A 22,803-nucleotide genomic window follows, 5' to 3' on the forward strand; every position below is an offset into this window, starting at 1 on the left:
CACTTCCAATTTCGCTAAAACAACAAAGGTAATAAACGTGCTAAAAAAAATCACCGCTATTGCGTTACTAACGCTATCTGCGAATTTTTTACTTGCTGCTAATGACTGTCATGCAAGTGAACAACAGGCGACACAAGCCTTTAAGCAACTACTTGCCGACCACTGGCAAAACGCCAATCAAGAGCAAATATTTTTCCGCAAAGATCCTGATGCATTTCGCATGAATGGTAAATTACCCGACATGTCAGACGCTGGTCACGAGCGCCGCGCTGAATTTAATCAAAAAATGTTACAGCGATTAGCAAAGATTGAATTGTCGGAATTATCAGCAGAAGATCAAGTTACCTACCGATTGTTTAAATATGAAAGAGATACAGAAGCAAAGAGTTATCAACAACTTGATCATTATTATCCGTTAAATTATTACTCTGGCTACCACAGCTACTTTGCGGGTGCGCCTGCGAATATGTCGTTCTTAACAAAACGTGATTACGACAACTACTTAATTAGCCTGTCAGACTTTCCACGTTATAACAACGAACATATCACAACATTAAAACAGGCGATAAACGCAGGGCATACTCACTTTTGCGAATCTTTCAAACACTACAGCAAGAGTATTAGCAAACACCTTGTCGAAGACGTAAGCGACAGTGTGTTTTACGCGCCATTACAGAATATGCCGGTGAGCTTTTCACAAGCAGAGCAACAAACATATCAAACGCAGGCAGCACGTCTAATCAAGCAAAAAGTTATCCCTGAATATCAACGCTTTTACGACTTTTTCGTTAACGATTACATGACCAAGTGTCGTAAGATTGCGGGCATCAGTGAATTGTCTGGTGGTGACGCGTATTATCAATATCTGATTGAGTTTTATACCACTACAAACATGTCGGCCGATGAAATTCACCAACTAGGCTTAGATGAAGTTAAGCGTATTCGTCAAGAAATGGAAGCCATTATGAGGCAAGTAGGCTTTCAGGGGGACTTTAAAGCGTTTATTGAATATCTACGCACCGACCCAAAATTTTACACAGACAGTGCGCTCGATTTAATCGAAAAAGCGAGTTACATCACCCGTAAAGCAGCAGCCCAGTTACCCAAATGGTTCTCTGTACTACCTCGTTCAACTTTCGATATTAAATCGAGCCCAAATGGTGGCGCTTATTATGTTGCTTCTGATGGCAGCGGTACAACTCCGGGCACATATTTTATCGACACCAAAGATTTGAAGAGTCAGCCGTTATACACGCTTGAAGCGCTAACTTTTCATGAAGCTGAGCCAGGCCATCATTTCCAAAGTGCTATCGCGCAAGAAGTGGATATGGCAGAATTTCGTAAAACGCTATACCACGCAGCGTATGGCGAAGGCTGGGGCTTATATTCTGAACGCCTAGGAAAAGAAATGGGCTTTTATCAAGATCCATACAGCGATTTTGGTCGCCTCACTTATGAGGCATGGCGTGCCTGCCGATTGGTTGTTGATACAGGTATTCACGCCAAAGGTTGGACCCGTCAACAAGCTATTGATTACTTAGCAGAGAATACAGCGCTCAGCATGGCTGACGTAGCTAGCCAAATTGATCGCTATATTAGCTGGCCTGCGCAAGCGTTGTCATACAAGATTGGTGAAATTAAAATCCGCCAATTACGTGCTATGGCCGAAGAAAAGCTTGGTGATAAATTCGATATTCGCAAGTTTCACGATCAAATGCTGGCCAATGGTAGCCTGCCGTTAGCCTTGCTTGAAGAACTCACCATTGACTGGGTGAATCAACAACTCGCTCAGTAAATGGCTAACTATCGACGTGTTGTGTTTTATGACACAACACGTCTTACTTTCCTGAACTAGGCGTAGCACCTAGTGTTCAAACCGAATTACATCCCCTTTACTCGTGATCAACTCAGCGGAAATTTCCTGCTTGTCTTCACTCAATAACAACTGGCCAATTCCACTGCCGTTATACAATGTATTAGATGAGTCAGGATGAGGCTTTCTTACTGCCACTTTCATGTGCCGACGTTTAGTGAACCAGTTAAGAACTGATGATTCGCCATATAAATAACGATTAAGTGAATCTAGTTTACTAATTAGCTTCGGCGGAAATTCATTCTTGATGCCACTTGCAGTCACTTGCAGTATCTTAGAGGTATTTCTACGTGATCGATGGGTCACTTCATAGACAAACGAATAATGCACGTCGCCCGATAAAATCACAAAATTAGGGGGCGTTTTAGGATGCTGAAAGATATTAAGCATCACATTCGCAGTGCCTTTATGCGCCATCCAATTCTCTGCATCCACTATCAGTGGGTAGCCAAAAAATGTGAATATCCGCTGAATCGCTTCGATAACTTTCACACCGTAGATAGGAGCAGGCGACACCATAATAATATTTGGCTCACCAATGAGTGCTTGCTGCATCTCGGTCATTGCTTCCCAATCCATCAGCCCTGAGGGTTTGCCGGCGTTTGACTCAGATCGCCAACGGTGGGTGCGTGTGTCTAGCACAACAACCTTAGGAAAGGTGTCAAGATTATAGTGCCATTCATCCCAGTCTAACAGGCGACTAACCAACTCATCGTGGTTCTCAACTTTAGTTGCAGTAAAATAGTTCGACTGATCCTGAATCAATGTTGAAAATTTTGCTGGCGCATTGCCCCAACCCTGACATAACCAATAGCCGATTAACGCATTACCAATAATACGTCGAGAAAAATCATGATTATAAGCAGCGTCTTCCCATCCACGGGTAAGGTTCCAGTCATCGGTAATATCATGGTCATCAAAGATCATGTACACAGGTACGTGAGCCATCGCACGACGTACTTCGCTCAACCCAGCGGCAAACTCACTGATGATTTGCTGCTCTTGTGTATAGATTTTCAAGAACTCATCAGGAATTGCGTGGTAGTCCAAATCAACCAAATGCCATAATTCAGGTGACCAAGCCAACAGATACATTGCGATGACCTCAGATAGCGTCACTAAGTGGTTTTTGGCATTGACTGAGGTAAAAATTGGCTTTTTGGAGTAGGCAAATAACTTATCGTATACCGCTTTGTTCACTTCATCACGCGGTAGCATCAGTTCGCGATGATAGTAACAAGAGTGGCTTTCAAACAATGCCTGACTGTTATTTACCACCGCACCTTGCCAATGTTCATCATATAAACCAAGCAGGGTGATCACTTGATGTATAGCAACCAACATCGGGCCAGCCACATCATCAACATAGACTTGATCACCTGTCATCAGCAACATCGATGGCCGAGAATTAACATCATTTGATTGTTGAGCAAATACTTTGTCAATTTGTTTGATGCTGTCTTCACTTGGAAAATGCGGCTTACGGCATGAACCATGTAAGACTTTATTGATATTAGGTTGGTAAGAAAAATTAGGTAGTGACGATTGATAGCCGATATCATCAATTAGATCTGCTAACCCTTTAACGCCTTGCTCGGTATGTAATCTTACATCGTAACTCAGTAAGCTGGCTTGTGGTAAGGGTGATGGTAATGTCACGTTGATCAACTGGATAAAGGCATGTTTACCCACGGGTACTACGCTCACCTGCTCAGGCGATAACTTCTCATTAAAAATATGCGATGTATCGCTTTGGATCAGCAATTCACATGGGTAGGGTGAAGAGGTTACCAGCCATATTGTAATTTCTGAATCGGCGACATGCCTTAATACCGGGCCCGCAATGATCTCGGGCAAGACTTGATTAGCAATAACTACAACTCCGTGACAATAATGGGCCAGAATATCGTTATTTGTTTAGCTTTTCAAATACGAGCAAGTAACAAAAATTAAACTTTGTTAGCTGTATAACTGTTCAAACAGTTTATCGATTTTATCATTGATAGATGACACTCTTTCTTGTTGTTCTGGTGTTAACCGTTCGAATGCTTTGTTATTTAGCTGCTCTATTTGCTCGAACAATGCTGAAACACGCGTTTCCTGATCTTCGTCCAACACCTCTTTATCAATAAGGTTACCCAGCTGTTCGTTCAATGATGTCAGACGGTCTTTTTGTAAAGCATCTAATTGTGTCGCGATAATGCTCATTTGTTCTTCATCTAGCGTATCAATTTGTGCATAAACTACATTTTCTTGTTGCTCTAGTTGTTCAAATGCCTTGTCTAACGCCGCTTCGGTTGACTCCAGCGTATGCCAATCTGAATCCGAGAATTTTTGTTCGGTTCGCGTATAAATTTGATCAATCTTATCGAAAATTTTGTCTGCTGAATCTAGCTGCTGTTCAGAAAAATCACCATTTTCGAATATTTCGTCAAGCTGCTGATATGCGCTTTTGATTTGTTCCCGTTCATCTGCTGACATATGCGCTAAGTAAACATCATCTACTTGTTGGCTTAATGCATCGATTGACTGATACAGTGTTGCGGTGCTGGAGAGCGAAATGCGCGTAGTATCGTGTCCGTTAGTCTGATTTGTATTATCCATAAGAGGTGTAGACACTGTTTGCGTTTGTTCCTCCTTCTGAACCGGCTGTAGCTGAGAGGTAAATAAAGGGGAGGCATGGTCAGTTATTTTCATTTTTTTGTTGTCATCCATAGTGCAAGCCAATGTTCAGCATAGCGCTATGAACTAGGATTAAAAACTAACATTGTTATTCAGTTTGTATCGAATTGTAGCGCAAGTAGGTTGCGTTATGGACGAATGAAATTGCAAAAAAAGGGAGCCGAAGCTCCCAAGTGCATCAGGAAACTAACTCGCGCAGCATTTTTAACTACGCGCTAGTTGGCTTGATTTTGTTATAGTTTACGCCAAACATCTGCTTTGCCAGGCTCTTGTCCTTGTGTCCACCATTTGGCTTGATAGGTGCTTCCGTTGTGTGTCACTTCATCTCCACCGTTGTAAACCTTACTCGCAGACCATGGACGAACTTGACCATCATCGGGCACTATTTCCTCCCATGGTCCATCAGCCGTTGGAATATCGCCTTGCGTCCACCATTTAGCGCGGTATTCAACGCCATCATACAAGACAGTATCGCCCGTGTTGTAAATGGCATTGGCATCCCACGTGGTATTGCCTGTATCGACGTTTTTAACCGTTACGGCAAAAGATTCGCTGACAACATTTGATCCATCACTCACTGCAACAGAAACTTCATAGCTCGTATCGGCACTAACTTCGTTTGCTGTTAATGATACGGATGCGCCGCTGCCAGAAAGTGTTAATCCGCTCGGCACTGTCCATGCGTACGACAGTGTATCTCCCTCAGGATCAGATGCCGTAACAGATACCGCAACGGATGTTGCTTCGTCCATTATCACATCTACGATAGGCTCGATTACCGGTGGTTGATTGCCAGTGACCTCTGCTTTTACCTTGATTAGCGTTGACTTTGTGACTGTTGCTTTACCATCTGAAACCGCAACAGTTAAGGTATAGTCTTTATCCTGCTCAACCGCAGGTGCCGTAAGCGATACCGTTGCACTATCAGTTCCAGTTGCTGTAAATTCAGTAGGAATGGTCCAGCTATACGTTAATGGATCGTTGTCACGGTCAGTGGCTGTAGCAGTCACATCGATTGACTGGCTCTCATCTACCAACAGCCCTGCTGGCATTGACACTACTGGCTTATAGTTATCAGGCGACCCTACTGCCAATCCTTCGTGCATGGCATTGAGAATATCGCCATCGTCTGCATCAATTTCCCATGCAAACAGCCCCGCCAACCCTAAATCTCTGACATAACTCCCTTTCGCTTTGACTGATCTCGGGCTGTCGTAAGTGACCAGCGTACCATTTGAGCGATTCCAAACATAAGCCGCTTCCGCCTGTTCGTCATACCCTATTTCATAACCATTAATACCTGTACCTGATGCACCAACTTTATGGGCTTTTATACCCTTGTAGTCTTGAATACCCGGCTCCCAAACACCTTCTGCCGTCGTGCCCGTGAGCTTTCCGGTACCCTCTGCGGTCATTGGATTATCACCGACGGTATTTTCCGGCATAACACCAACCCAGCCGCGACCATACATAGCGGTGCCCAACACTAATTTATTGGCGGGCACACCTTGTCCCAGTAGTTTTTGAATGCCATTGTCAGCGGTATACGCCGGGCCTTTTCTAGGCTCACCATCGTCATCAACGCCTGTCCCGTCACACTCGCCAGTACTTAAATGTTGCCCACAATAGATACCCGTTTGGTGACCAGTAACATTGTTCCAGCCACCGTAAAAGTCATAGGTCATCGCAAAAATGTAATCCATATGCTGAATGGCTTCACCATAATCAACGTCCTGAATTTTATCGAAACCCATGCCTATGGCGGAGGTCAGTTCATATTCTCGCCCAGTTTCTGCTTCCAATTCATTGAGCATTGCTCGAAGTTCACGCATCAAATCAATATATGCTTGGCCATCGTTCGCGGGGTCGCCCAAATCTGGATTTGCACCATCACCACCAGGAAACTCCCAATCTATATCCACACCATCGTAAAATTTCCACGTTTTGAGAAATTGTTTCACCGATGCGACAAATGTGTCACGGTTGGCTTTTTCAGTAAAACCATAGAAAGGGTCTGAAAGTGTCCAGCCGCCAACAGAGGGCAGGATTTTCAGATCAGGATAACGTTGCTTTAGCGCCATCAATTGTGCGTAAGTGCCGCGAATCGGATCTTTGCTGTCTATGCCAGGAAGTGCCTTTTGAATCGCAGCCCACGGGTCATGAATTACTACTTCATAGTCTTGAGAACCGCCACAGGCCGTTTGTAACGCACGCCAACTATTGCCGTTTTCAATTTCTTTCAATGATTCATTAGGTCCACATATTGGGATGAAGCCATAAAGTAAGTGCGTCAGGTTGTGCGCAGGAATATTGGTCACATCAAAGTCGCGCCCGTATATGCCCCATTCGACAAAATAGGCGCCAACAACCGTATCTTGTTGTGGCGCATATGTATTGTTATTGGGATTCACATCCATTGCCAATGGTGCGAGGTGGCCACCGTCGGTATCAGCTATGACAATCGCTTTTCCATCACTTTGTGTACACCCCTCATCGTCGCATAGTGCAACTTTTAGTGTATGCCTACCCGCTTTATCGTAAGGAAAAGTGATAGTTCCGCTTTTAGTGCCGTTGGCTAAACTTCCCTCGTTAACCACCACATCATCAAAATAGACTTTATAGCTGTTTCCGCCTGTGCCACTCCATGCGTTCCACTTAATACTGATGTTTACTTCCGATTTGGCTGTCACTAAATCCTTGTACGAACCGTTACCGTCTAAATTCACTTCCACAAAGGAGTATTCTTGCGGCTTCCAGTCTATTGATGGCTTAGAAGTCTGTGCAAGCACGGCACCACTATGAAGCGCAGAAGCGACAGCGCATGCGGTTAATAATTTATTATTCATAATTGTATTCTCTTGTTGTGATTATCATTGTTTTGTTTATTGGAGTTGCCAAACATCTGCCGTGCCGGGTTCTTCGCCTTGTGTCCACCATTGGGCTCGATATCGCTTACCGTTGTATTCAACAATGTCGCCTTGGACATAGGTCTTCCCTGCTTGCCATAGTGATACATCAGTATTGGATTCAAGTTGCCACGCATCACTGGATGCTGGGGGTTGATTACGACTCCACCACTTGGCAACATAAACTTGTTCTTGATATTTGACCTTGTCGCCTGCTTGATAGGCCGTATTGGCATCCCAAATAGGCACATTGGGATCTGTTACTGGTTCAACTGTGACGGTAAACGATTGACTTGCGGTTAATTGACCATCGGACACCGTCACCTGCAACGCAAAGATTTGAGTACTGGCAACCTCCGGCGCGGTTATCACGATATCGCTACCACCGCCGGTATAGGTTAATGGCGTTGGTATTTGCCATTGATAGGTGAGCGGATCATTATCATCATCAAAGGCATGAACATGAATGGCATGTTGTTCGCTCGAGTGAAGTATTACATCATCAATTGGTCGAACAATTGGGGCATGGTTATCTGGTTTACTAGTAATAGAGAGTTGGTAACTATAATCAGCGTTTGTCACCCAAACTTGATTACCAAACAGATTGTTAGTGTCGAACTGAATGTTGCCATCATTATCTTTGATACCTATATCTACGAGGTTGTCGTACTTCGTTGTTAATTCTTGTGCAAGTAAACTAGCCCAGCTGTCGAGATTGGCTTCAGTGACATCAAATAGCTCACTAATGAGCTCGTCGCCATCACCATTGAATACTCGCGCCCATACTTGATCACCAATATTGGCTTGCTGTCCCTGTCGCAAGTAATAGGCTATCGCAAACCATTCATCTGGTAAGGTATCGTCCCGTTCAATGATAATGTCGCTACAGTTGTAAAAACCTTCACCTGCTACGTCATTTCGCTGCCAACGAGTGTAAAGTAACGCTTGCCCCGACCGTTCTGCCGGAATGCTAACTTGCATGTAGTAATAGCGATTACCGTCGGGTTCGCGCGTCACCGCGATATTGCCATGAGACTGCACAAGTTCGAGATCTTGCCAGCTCAACTTGTCGGTATCAGCATTAAATGTTGGCTTGCTCAAATAGATCTGCCAATAGCTGGGATTATGCGGTGTTTGAGCATTGAACTTGAGGGTAATTTCGTTATTGCCATCAGGGGTGATTATCGTTTTCTGCCAGTGCGGTGAAGCTAAATTAAGCCCATCTTTTTCCGCAGAGCCAGCTGCACACAATGTACCGTCAGGCACCGCTGCTTCTACTGCCGCCTGATTGAGATAGTCAGCCACATTGACTGATATTTCATGCTCTTGCACAAATGGCACGTAACCCGACGTTAAAAATGCTGCTTTGCACGCCAAATTCGGTATTGCCGAACCATCATCTGGCCACCAATAGCCCCCTTGCGCCTGACAAATCGCCTGACGCGCTTTAGGAAATTCCACAAATCCGTGACTATTCGCCGGTAACGTTGTAGTGGCAACCCCTGCACCCGCGATAAGAGTTAAGACCACGCTTTTTAAATTTGGGATCGCTTTATAGTTGATCATTTTCATCATTCGCTCCTTGTCGATGCGCTGACTAACCCTGTTAATCAGCGCTTGGCATTACAAGCTACAAACTTGCGTCCAGTCGCTACCGCCGGGTTCAGTACTGGTCCACCATTTAGCTTCCCAAACCGCGTTGTTGTGCACCATTTTGTCACCAGCTAGTGCGTGGCTTGGATTGCCCTGCCAACCGGTGCGTGGAAAGTTCGGATAAACAGGAAGCTGCGATACATCAACGCCATCACAAGTAGTGCCATTACCGTTACCATCACCCGGCTGTGCATCGGGCAATTGAGGATATTCGGCTTTTACCGCGTATCGTTTATTCCCAAGCTCAACGGTAAAGTTAACTGGACCTGTAATGGGCATGTAATACATCACTTGTATGTCAACGGTTTCACCTGGTTTGAATGATTCAGTAACACCACCCCACTCATTGATCAGTTCAATCGAGAAACGGTGAAATTCGTTTTCAAAACCACCAATGTTATTGCCTGCGGCATTAGAGCCATTTTGTTCAATCGCCATTTTTAGCTTTTTCTGTGCATTCCAATGCGACTTAAAGATGGCCGACGTGGATACAGGCACATCGAAAGAAATCTTAGCACCGGAAAGATCTAGGCTTGAATTGTTAGTAAATGAAAAAGTTGGGCTTATAGGATAATTATCATCGCCGTTAGGGAATTGTTTTGCTTCAAACGTCACATCAACAGCCGTGTCAGGTACAATGAAATCAGGATTTCCGTTATGGGTATCGTAAGCCACGCCGCTCTGTTTAAACTTGTCGTATGCTAACGTTGTCATCGTTGACCCCATGAAATATTCTTGTTTGTTAGCGTCGTAATCAAAATCACCTGCTAACTCCCAAAACATTACACCGCCCAAGCCGTTATTAATCACATAGTCAACTTTGGTCGCCATGGATTCTTCATCTTCGATTGACAGATACACTTTCTTTTGCGCATTCCACAACCACGGAGCAACCGCCGTTTGTTCGTAAAAGCGTTGATAGCTGCCTACTAGCTGATCTTCGGGGTCGTTGACAGGGTCTAAACCATACGCGGTGGCGTAACTACCTAATTTACCTTCCGCGAGATTCTTAACGTGCCACAATGGATTGCTACCTGCTGGCACTTCACGGTCGTTTTCAACATCGTGCCAAAGATTGTCGATACCGACAGCACCGTTACCGCAGAAATTTTTATCGCCTTCTCCTGTGCCTTTCGGACAATCCGCTTGATTCGGTAGCTTTGCTTGTCCCCAAAGGCCGTTACTGCCGCCCTCAACATCTCTAAAACCACGCGTATAGTACGGAATACCAATATTGATTCGCCCCGCTGATAATGCACCGCGGAAATAGCGCACTGCCCAATCGGTATTGAGGTAACCTATGCCTTCGTATTCCTTGGTGGTATACACATCCCACGCAGCCAGTTCTGAATCTTCCCCTGTGTCGTACAGCGCAGCATTTGGCCCCACATGTGAATTCCAAGCACCGTGCAAGTCATAAGACATGATATTGACGTAATCCAGATATTGCGTGACTTGGAAGGTTTCCATTCCCCGCAACAGGTAGCCAGAAGACGGCGAAGCAATGGTCAACATGTAGTGAACGCCATCAGCTTGTCCTGCACGATCAAGTGCTTCGCGTAAGGACTTCATCAATACCTGATAAGATTTGTTTAGTGCAGCACGGCGAGGATTAGAGATCTCAAAGTCATCAGGGTGACCAGAATCCGCCATGGACGATGGATATTCATAATCGATATCAACACCGTCAAAACCGTATTGTTTGATGAATGCCACCGCACTTTCGGTGAACGCCGCAATGCCAGCATGATTAATACTACCATCGGCATTGGTGGTCATAGTGTAAAAGCCACCGCTGTTTACGCGGCCATTTTCACCGAAGTAGCCACCCGTTTCAGCCCAACCACCAACAGAGATTAACGTTTTAACATTTGGATGCTGACGCTTGTATTTAGTGAGTAAATTGAAATGCCCTTTGTAAGGCAAATTTATATCTAACTCAGCTCCCGCAACGTCTGGCCATTCCATGTTTGTTGCAGGATTGTTTTCAGCATTTGGATTACCAATCGAGATACGGTTGTTGGCATCGACATGGGCAAACGCATAGTTGATATGCGTTATTTTATCCCAAGGAATATCGCTTACCAGATACGCTGGTTGGCCGTTTTTCCCTGTACGCCAACTGGTAAAATAGCCGATGACACGACGAGGATGATCAGACCCCATGTTTTCACGGCCCGCTTCATCGTAAATTGTGCAATATGGCGTATTCACGCCTGGTGTTTGATACAAACCAGCCGGTTGACAAGCCGTGCGGTCATCGCCTGAGTTATCGCTGTCTTGCACGCTAATAACTATTGGTGTACTGGCACTTTGTGCTGATTCATCATCTGTCGCATAGGCTTGAAACGTGACCTGTCCAACTGCAGTGGCTTGCCAGTTGAAGACTCCTTGTGCACCATGCTGAGTGTAAATTTCGCTGTCATTCGCATGTAAGGCTATACGCTCTACCGTACCATCGCTATCTGATGACAATATGGCAAACGTCAGTTGGGTACCGACTTCGACCTTGTTAGGCAGGTTTTCAACCGATAGTGACACTGTTGGAGCCTGATTATCCGTTTGTCCTGCTTCAACGTTTATCGTAATCGCAGCTGCTTCACTTTGTGCGTCTTCATCATCGGTGGCAACGGCACTAATTTGCTGCTCACCTATGGTGTTGGCTGTCCAGTTAATCTCATATGGAATGTTAGTATCTTCGCCAATTACCACACCATCCACATAAAATATCACCTTTGACACTATGCCATCTTCATCCGATGCTTCGGCAGATATGACAACGCTGTCATTTTGTTGTAAAACAAAACCGTTTACGGGCGAGGTAATAGCTACCTGTGGTGAGATATTATCATCGGGATCAGTTTGGCAACTCCCTAACTGCTTCCACTCTTGCCATTCTCCGGAATGGGTTTCTGGATTTGTATTCGCCCACCACTTTGCTTCATAGGCATTGCCATTATTTTGCACCCGGCTACCGCCATGATACTCAGAACCCGCTTGCCATGGTTCGATATTGCTGCAATCAACCGTTTCAGCAAATGCTGTACTTGAAACAAGCGCGGCCATCGCTGTTACACTTTTCAAGTGATTGATATCATGCAGTGCTGTTTTTATTTTTCTATACCACATCTTCTTGTTCCTTTGCGTGTTGTTCAATTTTTAACCCTCAATATCAACTTAACACAAACTTAACAAACAACAAGACAGTTGATTTTTGTCTTGGAACATTAGGGTTTCGTCCAAAAATGAGTGTAAATAGGGATTACAGCAATGTGACAGATTTGTGAATTACCTATCACGAACCTTTTCGTACAAAAAATAAACGTGATGATATTTTCTTACAAAACAATTAGTTATGCGAAGAAGATTCTGTATAACCAAGCATTCTATATAATTTTTAGCTATAAGATATAACCAACAATTCATCCCAGTGCGATGCTGAGACGAAAAAAACGACGTTGCTCTTGTCAACAAATAATCAGTAATAATTCTTTAAAGATAAACACTTAAGGCGCGTTTAGTAATCGCGCCTAACGTTAAAAACTATGGTGGGTGATGTGGCTACTAGTATGGTGCTTGGTTAAGTAATTTTTTCCAACCTTGGACATTGGCGGGGCCTTTTTTGCGAATCATATAATTACGTATCCATCGGCCAAACGGACTACGACCCATTGCTGCTAGCTTTATGATTTTATTAGACTCTTTAACAACCCAGGCAATTCGTTTACTACGCTTTTCTTCGAATCTCTTCAATGCTTCTTCGATGTCATGCTGCGCTAGCAACGACGAGAGGCAGTTTACGTCTTCCAACCCTAAACCAACGCCTTGCTGTAAGCTTGGTGGACAGCCATGTAATGCATCACCGATTAACATAACTCTTTGATGAACCGCTTTAGTTTGTGTAACAGATTTTAATTCACCCTTAACAATAACATCATCGCTCGACAGCGAATTTACACAAATTTGCACCTGAGGTACGTATTCTGAGAATATTTGCTGCAATGCTTGCCTAGAAGGCAATTGATAGTATTCTTCTTTCTCATCAATGATTTGCCCGTAACAATATACTTGCTTATCAGAGATAGGATAAATCATGAAGGCGGAATCGTTATCAACATAGTACGTTGGATGTATTTTACGGGTATCCATGCTAGCGATGAATCGCCAATTACTCACATGAGATTTTTTTAACTGAGAATGTGGAAAGGCTAATTCTCGCACCTGCGAGTTAATGCCGTCAGCACCAATGACCAAATCATAAGTACGTTCCTGTCCCTGATTAAAACGAACGATGGTTTGATGCTTATTTGTGGTAAGCGACTGTAAGCTAGTGCTTAATTTAATATCACTCTCTATGCCTTGGCGGAGAATATTCACCAACTGAAAACGCGGTAGAGCGACAAAAGGCGCACAATCTAGCGGAGGTTCGGTTAATGTTGCTTTGGCAAGTGTTTGCCCATCAGACAGTGCATATTCAATTGTATCCACTTGATGTGCATGTGATTTAACCGTTTTATCTAGGCCAAGTTTTTGCAACTCAAGCATCGCATTGGCGGGCAAGCAAATAGCTGCCCCGTCACAAGTTAAGTAAGGCTGTTTTTCGATAATATCTACGCTGTGTCCTTGCTTCATCAATTCACGATACAAGGCGCTGCCGACGATACCTGCGCCAACGATAAGGATGTTATGCACGGTTAATTTTTCTGTTTACTCCAAAACTGGCAAAAGAGTAACGTTGATTACGGGTTCACGCAACCGTAACTTTTAAGATAAAGCCCAGTACTTTCGTCAGAACAAGCTATATATCGTGTGGACGCCCCAAATCAATCTGTTGATAATCGCAAACTCCGTCTGGAAAGATTTCGTTGAGTTGTTCCATAATATCGGTCACATCGACATGCCGATAAATCCCACGTTTAATCGCCGTTTTAACAGAAATTAATTGGCACTTGAAAATATCACCTGCCCACGTTCCTCCCGCCTGAATACGACTAGTGCTAAACATGGGAAAGACGGTTAAGCATTGTCCTAAAGGCCGTTGATTCCATTGACCATCGAATACTCCATCGCCAGACGCAATCGTGATTCCATCTCGATCAAAGCACTGATCTTTAAGTGTCTCGGGTTTTGCTTCAACAACCGATACAGATGGTTTCTTGAGGTGTGTTAACAGCCACTTATCCATTTGCTCGAATGCTAAACTCACGGGATTATGATCTTTATGCGCCAGCCAGATAACGTGATTATCCGCATGTCCATTAGCCTGCAATATGCGTAGACGGCTATAAAATGATGCCGACATATGGTGCATATCAAGTTCGTCTTCCAAGTAGTGACGAACATCAATGATCGGTAGATCAACTTTGCCAATAAATACTTGCCCCCAACGGTATGCAGCATGCATCGCGTCAATGCTACCTTGGTGACGTGTTGCGACGCCCTCTGTTATTTCAGTAATATTCTTATTACCCCAGAGTGAGAGCCAAATTGGTAGCTTACGCCCTAAGGGTGTGAGTATATCTTCTTGTTGCATAAGATGTTGCGGTTTCCAGCTGCCAATTTTTCGATTAATATCCAAGAACTCTTCCTTAGAGATATCTCCTTCAATAAGTGCCAATAGTCCATATTGGACACCCACGTTATCCCAAGTTGAGCGGCCGTAACCGTGTTCGTCTTTGCCGAACAGCTGCGCCATATCCTGCCAATAACTCCAAATCGTTTGCTCCACGACCTCTTCATGGTAAAAGTCACGAATAAACCCTTGTTTAGGGTTATTGATAAAACTTGAAAGACCAAAGTAGCCATTGATGCATTCGCTATTCCCCGTTGGCAACTGAGGCACAAAACCAGCCATGATCTGATTTACCGGCTGTAGATAAGCAGTTCGCTGAGGAAAATCATTAAGGGCGTTTAATCCTTCAACACGCTGACGCCGCTGCCAATCTAACCAAGCACTTCTATTTTCCGCTCTAAAGGTGAAGTAGTTATTTAATAGATCACAATCAAGTGCATAGGTCGTTTGCGTGATCATATCCGGATAGGAATACAGAGGAATCAATCCATCAAGCACACCTTGTGAATTTTGGCCAATGAGATATTGCGCCAAACCACCGCCTGAGCCACCAATACCAACCGTATATAATGGTTCGCCATAAAGACTGACAAAGTGCCGTTTTACGCGTCGTGCGGTATCTTCAGCTAATAACATGTTGTAAGTGTAACTCGTACGGTTTCCACTCGATGCAATTACCGCATAGCCATCTAACAATTGCGCTAACTGGCGCTGAATAACTCGCGTCGCTTTTTGTCTCCCTTGCCGATAACCTATACCTGAGCCACCATTAAACTGATATATAAGCCGTTTATTCCATTGTGATTGTGCTACACGGTCACCAACTTCCGACGTTGTAATGGGCATGATCACTGTGTAAATGAAGCGATTGATTGTGCCCTGCTCAACACGTAATAACCGCACATTGGTCTTTAACTCTGCGGTGTTAGGCCACTCAGTAAGTCGCTTAATTTCATTATTTTCGTCAACACTGTAGTAATAGAGCTGTGAAGGAATATTGCAGTCTTTGCTGTAGCCGATGATGTCTTGGTGAATGTCGATATCACGATACACTGGCACTCCAAGCCCTTCTTGATTATCAATAAGCGGCTGACCTAAATTGGAGTTTAACGTCATGCAATAGAATGGGTATTGTAAATCGCCAGAATATAAGCTTTTGGTAGGTCCATGCTCACCAAGCGGGATAGGAAATGAGTAACTTTCGGCCGGCCGTTCAGCATATCGAATGTGATTGCCGATTTCGAGCAAATGGTTGCGCTCAACAGGCGCGACAGCTTTAACTTGTCGGTATGCAAATGACGATGACGAAGGCCACCAAAAATATATAGCAGCCCCAACGAAACACAATATAGCCAGTATCAACCACTTCATTCTCAGCATGACCACACCTCACATTTCGATATGCACATTGTTCATTGGGCGCAGCGATGTTTGCTCTCGATATGCCAATTGATTTGCTACATCTAGAAGTACGCCCTTAAGCTAAGTCTAGTTTAAATGGTGTGCGTTATTAGTTGATGAGTGGCCAGTAAATTTGAAGCAATTGTTTTTGTTGACGAAAAAAATATAGTTGACAACGGGCGAGGGAAACTAAGGTGAGAATGACAATTTTGCCAATAATTTTTGGCTATAAAAAAACCCAGCATATTGCTGGGTTTTTAAAAATTCTCAAAGCAAAATTACTTGATTTTTGCTTCTTTGTAAATCACGTGCTTACGTGCTTTAGGATCGAATTTTTTGATTTCCATTTTTTCAGGCATTGTCTTTTTATTCTTGTCAGTAGTATAAAAATGACCAGTACCTGCACTAGAAACTAAACGGATTTTATCGCGCATAATGGTTCCTTAAATTTTTTCGCCGCGGGCACGGATATCTGCTAATACAGCATCAATACCTTTCTTATCGATAATACGCATTCCTTTCGGAGTTAAACGTAATTTAACGAAACGATTTTCGCTCTCAACCCAAAAACGGTGAGATTGAAGGTTAGGTAAGAAACGTCGACGTGTCGCGTTTCTCGCGTGAGAACGGTTGTTCCCTACAACTGGTTTTTTGCCAGTTACTTGGCAAACTTTAGACATTTGAGTCACTCCAAAATTAATTTCAGCTCGAGCTATCTTGCCCCATGGCCGTCGCCTTGGGATCCTGAAAAAGGTGGCATATTATAGTGAAACTGAATGGCGATTGCTAGCCTTAATGTTAACATTAAGAATAAACCAATAAAAACATTAAGTTACGGACAATAGTTAAGGCGCTTTTCAAATAAAAAGCGCAAATTTGTGGCTATTTAAACGCCATTACGCATAAAAACAATTCAGTTCTAGTCTACTTTCGAGTCGAGTAACTTGGCCAATTGCTCATGTTGCTCTTCATTACATAATTCATCAATGAGAATACGAATAATACGAGATTTTGCCAAATTGCTGTCTTCTGCCAGCAGTTGTAATTGTTCAATAGCTTGCTGTGATAACGTGAAAGTTGCATGTTTAAATGGCTTGCTTTCACCACCCTTGCGGCGTTCTTGACGTTGTTTTACCTCAAACTGCTTAGCAGCTGCGATCGCTTGTTTTAAATCTAATGTTTGATTTCGGTCATTACTGACTATTTCAGGCGCGCCTTTAGCATAATTTTCGGCATCAGCGATAAATTCTTCTACCGTAAACTTGCGCTTTTTCTGCTTAGCATCCTTGTTTTTCTTAAGATCAGTTAAACTCATGAGAGTTATCCGGTTTCATTGCTAACAACTCCTCAGCAATCGCTATTATTTCATTCGCGGCTTTACCATCTGGCTCTATCTCTAATACAGATGAACCTTGCTCTTCGCTATCATCGAACACATTCCGGTTATATGTCACTGAATCCAACACATTAATACCATATGAAGAACAAACTTCTTTCGCTTCTAAAATACGACCGGCTTGCGTAGGTAACGCAGGACACTGCGTGATCACGAACGAGGCTAACATTTTTGGGTTGACCATCTTACAAGTACTCAACATGTCTTCCATGTGAGGCACGGTTTTCAAATCTCGACGCTTGGGGCGAAGCGGTATAATAACGTGATCTGCAACTGACATCGCTGCCCGAAGAGCCAAGTTATCTTGGCCACCACAGTCAACAATGACATAGTCATAGTGTTGGCCTAAGCTCAGCAAATCATTACGGATTTTTCCATATAACTGAATACAGTTTATAGCGGGCAGTGAAGGATCGGCGTTTCGCGCCTGAATCCAATCAGACGACGTTCTCTGTGGATCACAATCTACCATCAACACAATGGCTTTCTTATCCCGGGCAAAATAGACAGCAAGGTTTTGCGCTAAACAACTTTTACCGCTGCCTCCTTTTTCCCCACCAACTAATATCATCATACGACCTATTCCTTCTACAACGCTATAAGTTCAATGCTTTTAAAGTATAGTTCAAATACAGAGTTTCATATTGAGCAGTTATTCATCTATCTGTAGTGCAATATCAAACCAACCATTTTCCTGTTTTATGCAGCGAATTACTTTACCTGAAATTTGCTGACTGTTGGGATGTGCACTGCGAAAAACTATTGTAACCACAGTGTCTAATGGAATACTGGTGTCACAATCGAGCTTAAGGCCACCGCGAGAAAAATCTACACAGACAATTTTTTTCTGCTGGGCTGCACCATTATCGTCAACCCAATTGATGTCTATTAGCTCTTTTTCCATGTCGAGACGAAAATGTTGCCTGCGCTCTTCAAATTCTTGATCGTCATTACTCATTTCAACATCCTTAATACACTCTATCTACTAACTAAAACTAACCACGAATTATTAAGCTTGCAACTTTTTTAGTGATTTTCATGATTTATTGCATCAAACCATGTTCAGCAAATGAGAAACATTGATGTCCAGCAACAATTAAATGATCGAGCACCACAACGTCAATCAAAGCTAGGGCATCTACCAGTTTTTGAGTAATTAGCTTGTCAGACTGACTCGGTTCACTTACACCTGAAGGGTGATTATGCGTCAAAATCACCGCGTTGCCCTGATGTTTAAGCACGAATTCAACCACAATTCTCGGATAAACAGCTGCAGCATTGATGGTGCCGAAGAACAATTTTTCAAATCGTATGATTTGATGTTGGTTATCAAGAATGAGTACGGCAAATACTTCACGGGTTTCAGGTTTAAGCTCCGCCATAAGGTATTCTTTTGTCATTGCTGATGATGTCAGTGCTGAACCTTTGGTTAATTCTTGCGCTAAATAGCGTTTTGTCATCTCAATGCTTGCTTGTAGTTGAACATATTTGGCTTTGCCTAAGCCCGGTATTTGACAGAAATCTTTCTGTGACGCGCGATACACGCCTGAAATGTCACCAAACGCTGTTAATAGTTTTCTTGCAAGTTCGATAACATTACAGCCAGAAATCCCTGTTCGTAAAAATATCGCCAGTAACTCGGCATCGCTTAACTGCGCCGCACCGTTGGTAAGTAGTTTTTCCCTTGGGCGCTCTCCTTGTGGCCAATCTCTCAATGTCATTCCTTCTTTCATTAGTCGTTCATCCAAAATGAACCTTGATTTAATTCAATGATTAATAGTGGTATCTTATGTAGCTAGTTACTACAAAGAATTTAAGATTAGCAGCTAATGCAAAATTTACAGGGTAAAAATATTGTATTAGGAATTACCGGTGGCATTGCCGCCTACAAGATTCCTGATCTGGTAAGGCGACTCAAAGAGCAAGGTGCTAATGTTCGCTGCGTAATGACAAATGGCGCCAAAGCTTTCATAACGCCTCTTACCTTACAAGCGGTGTCGGCAAATCCTGTTTCTGACAGTCTATTAGATCCACAAGCAGAATTAGCAATGGGACACATTGAACTCGCTAAATGGGCAGATTTAATCCTTATCGCACCCGCAAGTGCCGACACGATTGCACGAATTACTGCAGGCATGGCCGATGATTTGCTTTCCACCATTTGCCTAGCAACGTCAGCTCCAATAGTGGTTTCGCCAGCCATGAACCAACAAATGTGGCAAGCAGCCGCAACACAGCAAAATATTACAACCCTAAAAGGACGAGGCGTTCACATTTGGGGACCTGGAATAGGAGAGCAGGCATGCGGTGATGTTGGCGCTGGGCGCATGTTAGAAGTCGCCGAGCTGGTTGAGTTAACCCTTAGTTTCTTTCAGCCCCGTGAATTAGCGGGTCAACATTGGGTGATTACTGCTGGTCCGACACAAGAAGCCATAGATCCAGTACGCTATATTTCGAATCATAGCTCAGGCAAAATGGGCTATGCTATCGCTCAAGCAGCCTACAATGCCGGCGCCAAAGTCACGATTATCTCAGGTCCAGTTGCAATTGAGCCAAGTGCTGGCATAGAACGACAATCGGTGTTGAGTGCACTGGATATGCACCAAGCTGCGCTTGCCATCGCACCATCAGCAACCGTATTTATTGCCTGCGCTGCCGTAGCTGACTACCGCGTTGAACAAGTGGCCACGCAAAAGATCAAGAAATCAGCCGACAGTATGCAAATTAATCTAGTAAAGAATCCTGATATTGTTGCCGATGTTGCCGCATTGCCTGATAAGCCATTTACAGTAGGCTTCGCCGCAGAAACACAAGACGTAGTGAAATACGCCAAAGGTAAGCTAGTAAACAAGAATTTAGATTTAATCGCCGCCAATGATGTTGCAATTGAAGGCCAAGGATTTGGCAGCGAAAACAATGCATTAACGGTTATTGGTACCGATTTTGAAACACAACTCGCACTAAGTAGCAAAACGCAGCTGGCGACAGAGCTTGTAGAAATAATTAGGCAGCAGCTTGGTGCAAATCAGTAAATAACTCGCTACAATCACGCAAAATAATCTCGCGATTATATAACAAGATTACATAACAATAAGTAGAGATAAGGTTTTATGACGGTCAATCAAAAACCCAACCGAAAGCAACAAATTTTAGAATGCCTTGCCGCGATGCTACAAAGTAGCCCGGGACAAAGAATTACCACAGCGAAGCTAGCAGCGGAAGTAGGGGTTTCAGAAGCCGCTCTCTATCGTCATTTTCCGTCGAAAGCACGCATGTTTGAAGGATTGATTGAGTTTATTGAAGAATCAATGTTTTCACGGGTTAATCTTATTCTCGCAGACCACAAAGAAGCTCTTGTGCGTTGCCACCATATCTTACACGTTTTATTAGTATTCGCTGAGCGTAATCCAGGCATGTGTAGAATATTATCTGGCGATGCCTTAATGGGCGAAAATGAGCGTCTAAGAACACGTGTTAATCAGTTTTTTGAAAAAATTGAATCTCAGTTTAAACAAGTACTTCGTGAGCGAAAATTGCGTGAAGGCAAAGGGTTTGAAATTAATGAACTGGCACTAGCCAATATATTGGTATCGTACGCAGAAGGTAAAATAAGCCAATACGTACGCACCGAGTTCACGAAAAAGCCCAGTGACAGTTTTAATGAACAATGGCAATTTTTAATGGCCAGTAAATAAATCCATACACTCATTATTGATATAAAACGCCAGCGTCGCTGGCGTTTTCATTTCTAACCAGAAACAATAACCAGTAATAAATAATTCAACGTAGAAAGGACAAATTTTGGCTAAGTTATCTCATTTAGAGCCGCAATCGTTGTGGCAGATCTTCGAACAAATTTGTAGTATTCCACACCCTTCAAAACACGAACAAAAAATCTCTGCGTGGATCCAATCATGGGCACAGGACCTGGGATTAGCGGTGAAAGAAGACGAAGTTGGCAATTTACTCATTTCCAAGCCAGCAACCCAAGGTATGGAAAATCGCCGTGGCGTTATTTTGCAAGCGCACATGGACATGGTGCCACAAAAAAATGCCGATACTGTGCATGACTTTCTTACCGACCCAATCAAACCTTATATTGATGGCGAGTGGGTTACTGCAGAAGGTACAACACTGGGGGCAGATAATGGTATTGGCCTGTCTTCGGCACTGGCAGTACTAGCCAGCAACGACATTCCACATGGCCCGCTAGAAGTATTAATTACTATTGATGAAGAAGCGGGGATGAGCGGCGCATTTGGTCTTCAACCGAATTGGATTGAAGGCGACATATTGATTAACACCGACTCGGAACAAGAAGGCGAAGTTTATATGGGATGCGCAGGTGGCATAGATGGCACTGCGACATTTAATTTGGCGTTTGAAGCGGTGCCAGCTGAATACCAAGCATTTAACTTGTCAATTTCTGGACTTAAGGGCGGCCATTCGGGTGTTGATATTCATACGGGTCGCGCAAATGCCTGTAAACTGCTCGTTCGTTTTTTGCTCGATGCCAGTAAACAACACGGCATCAAGCTCACCGAATTAAACGGTGGTAGCCTACGTAACGCTATACCACGTGAAGCAAACGCTAGTTTTGTGGTGCCCGCTGCAAATGTTGATGCGCTAAAAGCACACTTAGATGATTATTTGGCTACGATTAAGCATAACCTAAAGAGCATCGAAACTGACATCAATATGCTATTGATTTCACCTGAGGATTTCGACGAATGTTGGACGAGTGAAGTACAACAGCGCATTTTGAATGCGCTCAATGGCTGCCCCAATGGTGTATTGCGTATGAGTGACGACATTGAAGGCATTGTCGAAACATCACTTAATTTGGGCGTTATGCGCTGTAAAGGACCTAAGTTTGTTGCGCTGACGCTGATCCGTAGCTTACATGACGATGGCCGTTTAGAAGCACAAACGATGGTTGAATCAGTTTTTGCTTTAGCAAACGCAAATATTGAATTTAGTGGTGCCTACCCGGGCTGGCAGCCTGACACTTCATCCCCCATAATGGCAACCGTTCGCGATACATACGAACAACTATTTGGTCGTATTCCTGAGATAATGGTGATCCATGCAGGGCTAGAATGTGGTTTGTTTAAAACGGCATACCCACATTGGGATATGGTGTCATTTGGCCCAACGATTAAGTTTCCACATTCACCAGATGAGAAAGTTGAAATCGCTACAGTAAATCAGTACTGGCAGTTACTACAGGCAGTAATAGCGAACATTCCTGAAAAATAATTCCTTGCTTATATTGTCAGTGATAAAACAAGCGGTATCAGCGACAAGTTGATACCGCTTT

At 43.6% G+C, this 22,803-nt stretch carries 17 protein-coding genes; 4 read left to right on the forward strand and 13 right to left on the reverse strand.

Going from position 1 to position 22,803, the window contains the following annotated elements:
- Positions 1-37: 37 nt before the first annotated feature.
- Positions 38-1,795 carry a DUF885 domain-containing protein gene (locus ACSLUK_RS03225; RefSeq protein WP_448547075.1) on the forward strand — a complete coding sequence of 586 codons (1,758 nt, stop codon included), beginning with the start codon at positions 38-40 and terminating at the stop codon, positions 1,793-1,795.
- Between the two features lie 69 nt (positions 1,796-1,864).
- Here the strand turns inward: ACSLUK_RS03225 and ACSLUK_RS03230 are convergent, their stop codons facing one another.
- The 13 genes from ACSLUK_RS03230 to radC form a co-directional block, all read right to left on the reverse strand.
- Positions 1,865-3,730, reverse strand: coding sequence for a metallophosphoesterase family protein (locus tag ACSLUK_RS03230; protein ID WP_448547076.1), 1,866 nt, complete (start codon positions 3,728-3,730; stop codon positions 1,865-1,867).
- Between the two features lie 102 nt (positions 3,731-3,832).
- A complete protein-coding gene (locus ACSLUK_RS03235; protein WP_448547077.1) occupies positions 3,833-4,588 on the reverse strand; it encodes a hypothetical protein in 756 nt (251 codons plus the stop codon).
- A 200-nt stretch (positions 4,589-4,788) separates the two neighbouring features.
- Positions 4,789-7,401, reverse strand: a complete 2,613-nt coding sequence (locus ACSLUK_RS03240; RefSeq protein WP_448547078.1) for a glycosyl hydrolase family 18 protein — start codon at positions 7,399-7,401, stop codon at positions 4,789-4,791.
- A 36-nt stretch (positions 7,402-7,437) separates the two neighbouring features.
- Positions 7,438-9,036 carry a lytic polysaccharide monooxygenase gene (locus tag ACSLUK_RS03245; protein WP_448547079.1) on the reverse strand — a complete coding sequence of 533 codons (1,599 nt, stop codon included), beginning with the start codon at positions 9,034-9,036 and terminating at the stop codon, positions 7,438-7,440.
- Between the two features lie 48 nt (positions 9,037-9,084).
- Positions 9,085-12,243 (reverse strand): glycosyl hydrolase family 18 protein, encoded by a 3,159-nt coding sequence (locus ACSLUK_RS03250; RefSeq protein ID WP_448547080.1) that lies wholly within the window; start codon positions 12,241-12,243, stop codon positions 9,085-9,087.
- A gap of 435 nt (positions 12,244-12,678) precedes the next feature.
- Complete coding sequence (locus tag ACSLUK_RS03255) at positions 12,679-13,806, reverse strand: FAD-dependent oxidoreductase (RefSeq protein WP_448547081.1); 1,128 nt, start codon at positions 13,804-13,806, stop codon at positions 12,679-12,681.
- 106 nt (positions 13,807-13,912) lie between these two features.
- A complete protein-coding gene (locus ACSLUK_RS03260; RefSeq protein ID WP_448547082.1) occupies positions 13,913-16,066 on the reverse strand; it encodes a DUF6351 family protein in 2,154 nt (717 codons plus the stop codon).
- Positions 16,067-16,365: 299 nt separating this feature from the next.
- Positions 16,366-16,521, reverse strand: a complete 156-nt coding sequence (rpmG, locus tag ACSLUK_RS03265) for a 50S ribosomal protein L33 (protein ID WP_033078277.1) — start codon at positions 16,519-16,521, stop codon at positions 16,366-16,368.
- 9 nt (positions 16,522-16,530) lie between these two features.
- The gene (gene rpmB / locus ACSLUK_RS03270; protein WP_284244515.1) at positions 16,531-16,767 is read right to left on the reverse strand and encodes a 50S ribosomal protein L28; all 237 of its coding nucleotides are present in this window, start codon (positions 16,765-16,767) and stop codon (positions 16,531-16,533) included.
- 239 nt (positions 16,768-17,006) lie between these two features.
- A complete protein-coding gene (locus ACSLUK_RS03275) occupies positions 17,007-17,402 on the reverse strand; it encodes a hypothetical protein (protein WP_448547083.1) in 396 nt (131 codons plus the stop codon).
- On the reverse strand, positions 17,389-18,057 hold the full coding sequence (locus ACSLUK_RS03280; RefSeq protein WP_448547084.1) for an AAA family ATPase: 669 nt from the start codon (positions 18,055-18,057) through the stop codon (positions 17,389-17,391). Before ACSLUK_RS03280 ends, ACSLUK_RS03275 begins: the two co-directional genes overlap by 14 nt.
- 78 nt (positions 18,058-18,135) lie before the next feature.
- Complete coding sequence (locus tag ACSLUK_RS03285; RefSeq protein ID WP_448547085.1) at positions 18,136-18,441, reverse strand: PilZ domain-containing protein; 306 nt, start codon at positions 18,439-18,441, stop codon at positions 18,136-18,138.
- Between the two features lie 85 nt (positions 18,442-18,526).
- Entirely contained in the window at positions 18,527-19,204 is a 678-nt protein-coding gene (gene radC, locus ACSLUK_RS03290; protein WP_448547305.1) for a RadC family protein, read from the reverse strand.
- A gap of 108 nt (positions 19,205-19,312) precedes the next feature.
- On the opposite strand from radC, the gene coaBC reads away from it, so the two are divergent.
- From coaBC to ACSLUK_RS03305, 3 genes are all read left to right on the forward strand, one after another.
- Positions 19,313-20,515 carry a bifunctional phosphopantothenoylcysteine decarboxylase/phosphopantothenate--cysteine ligase CoaBC gene (gene coaBC / locus ACSLUK_RS03295; protein WP_448547086.1) on the forward strand — a complete coding sequence of 401 codons (1,203 nt, stop codon included), beginning with the start codon at positions 19,313-19,315 and terminating at the stop codon, positions 20,513-20,515.
- Between the two features lie 78 nt (positions 20,516-20,593).
- Positions 20,594-21,178: a nucleoid occlusion factor SlmA gene (slmA, locus tag ACSLUK_RS03300; protein ID WP_448547087.1), complete on the forward strand. Its 585-nt coding sequence runs from the start codon at positions 20,594-20,596 to the stop codon at positions 21,176-21,178.
- A gap of 106 nt (positions 21,179-21,284) precedes the next feature.
- Positions 21,285-22,742, forward strand: coding sequence for an aminoacyl-histidine dipeptidase (locus tag ACSLUK_RS03305; protein ID WP_448547088.1), 1,458 nt, complete (start codon positions 21,285-21,287; stop codon positions 22,740-22,742).
- Positions 22,743-22,803 lie beyond the last annotated feature (61 nt).

The organism is Thalassotalea fusca (genome assembly GCF_053485835.1).

What these genes read in the sequence shown, in the direction of transcription:
- ACSLUK_RS03275 (WP_448547083.1), bottom strand. Translation starts at nt 17,402, where the DNA reads ATGAGTTTAACTGATCTTAAGAAAAACAAGGATGCTAAGCAGAAAAAG.
- slmA (WP_448547087.1), top strand. Translation starts at nt 20,594, where the DNA reads ATGACGGTCAATCAAAAACCCAACCGAAAGCAACAAATTTTAGAATGC.
- ACSLUK_RS03280 (WP_448547084.1), bottom strand. Translation starts at nt 18,057, where the DNA reads ATGATGATATTAGTTGGTGGGGAAAAAGGAGGCAGCGGTAAAAGTTGT.
- ACSLUK_RS03260 (WP_448547082.1), bottom strand. Translation starts at nt 16,066, where the DNA reads ATGCTGAGAATGAAGTGGTTGATACTGGCTATATTGTGTTTCGTTGGG.
- ACSLUK_RS03240 (WP_448547078.1), bottom strand. Translation starts at nt 7,401, where the DNA reads ATGAATAATAAATTATTAACCGCATGCGCTGTCGCTTCTGCGCTTCAT.
- radC (WP_448547305.1), bottom strand. Translation starts at nt 19,204, where the DNA reads ATGACATTGAGAGATTGGCCACAAGGAGAGCGCCCAAGGGAAAAACTA.
- rpmG (WP_033078277.1), bottom strand. Translation starts at nt 16,521, where the DNA reads ATGCGCGATAAAATCCGTTTAGTTTCTAGTGCAGGTACTGGTCATTTT.
- rpmB (WP_284244515.1), bottom strand. Translation starts at nt 16,767, where the DNA reads ATGTCTAAAGTTTGCCAAGTAACTGGCAAAAAACCAGTTGTAGGGAAC.
- ACSLUK_RS03250 (WP_448547080.1), bottom strand. Translation starts at nt 12,243, where the DNA reads ATGTGGTATAGAAAAATAAAAACAGCACTGCATGATATCAATCACTTG.
- ACSLUK_RS03285 (WP_448547085.1), bottom strand. Translation starts at nt 18,441, where the DNA reads ATGAGTAATGACGATCAAGAATTTGAAGAGCGCAGGCAACATTTTCGT.
- ACSLUK_RS03245 (WP_448547079.1), bottom strand. Translation starts at nt 9,036, where the DNA reads ATGATGAAAATGATCAACTATAAAGCGATCCCAAATTTAAAAAGCGTG.
- coaBC (WP_448547086.1), top strand. Translation starts at nt 19,313, where the DNA reads ATGCAAAATTTACAGGGTAAAAATATTGTATTAGGAATTACCGGTGGC.
- ACSLUK_RS03235 (WP_448547077.1), bottom strand. Translation starts at nt 4,588, where the DNA reads ATGGATGACAACAAAAAAATGAAAATAACTGACCATGCCTCCCCTTTA.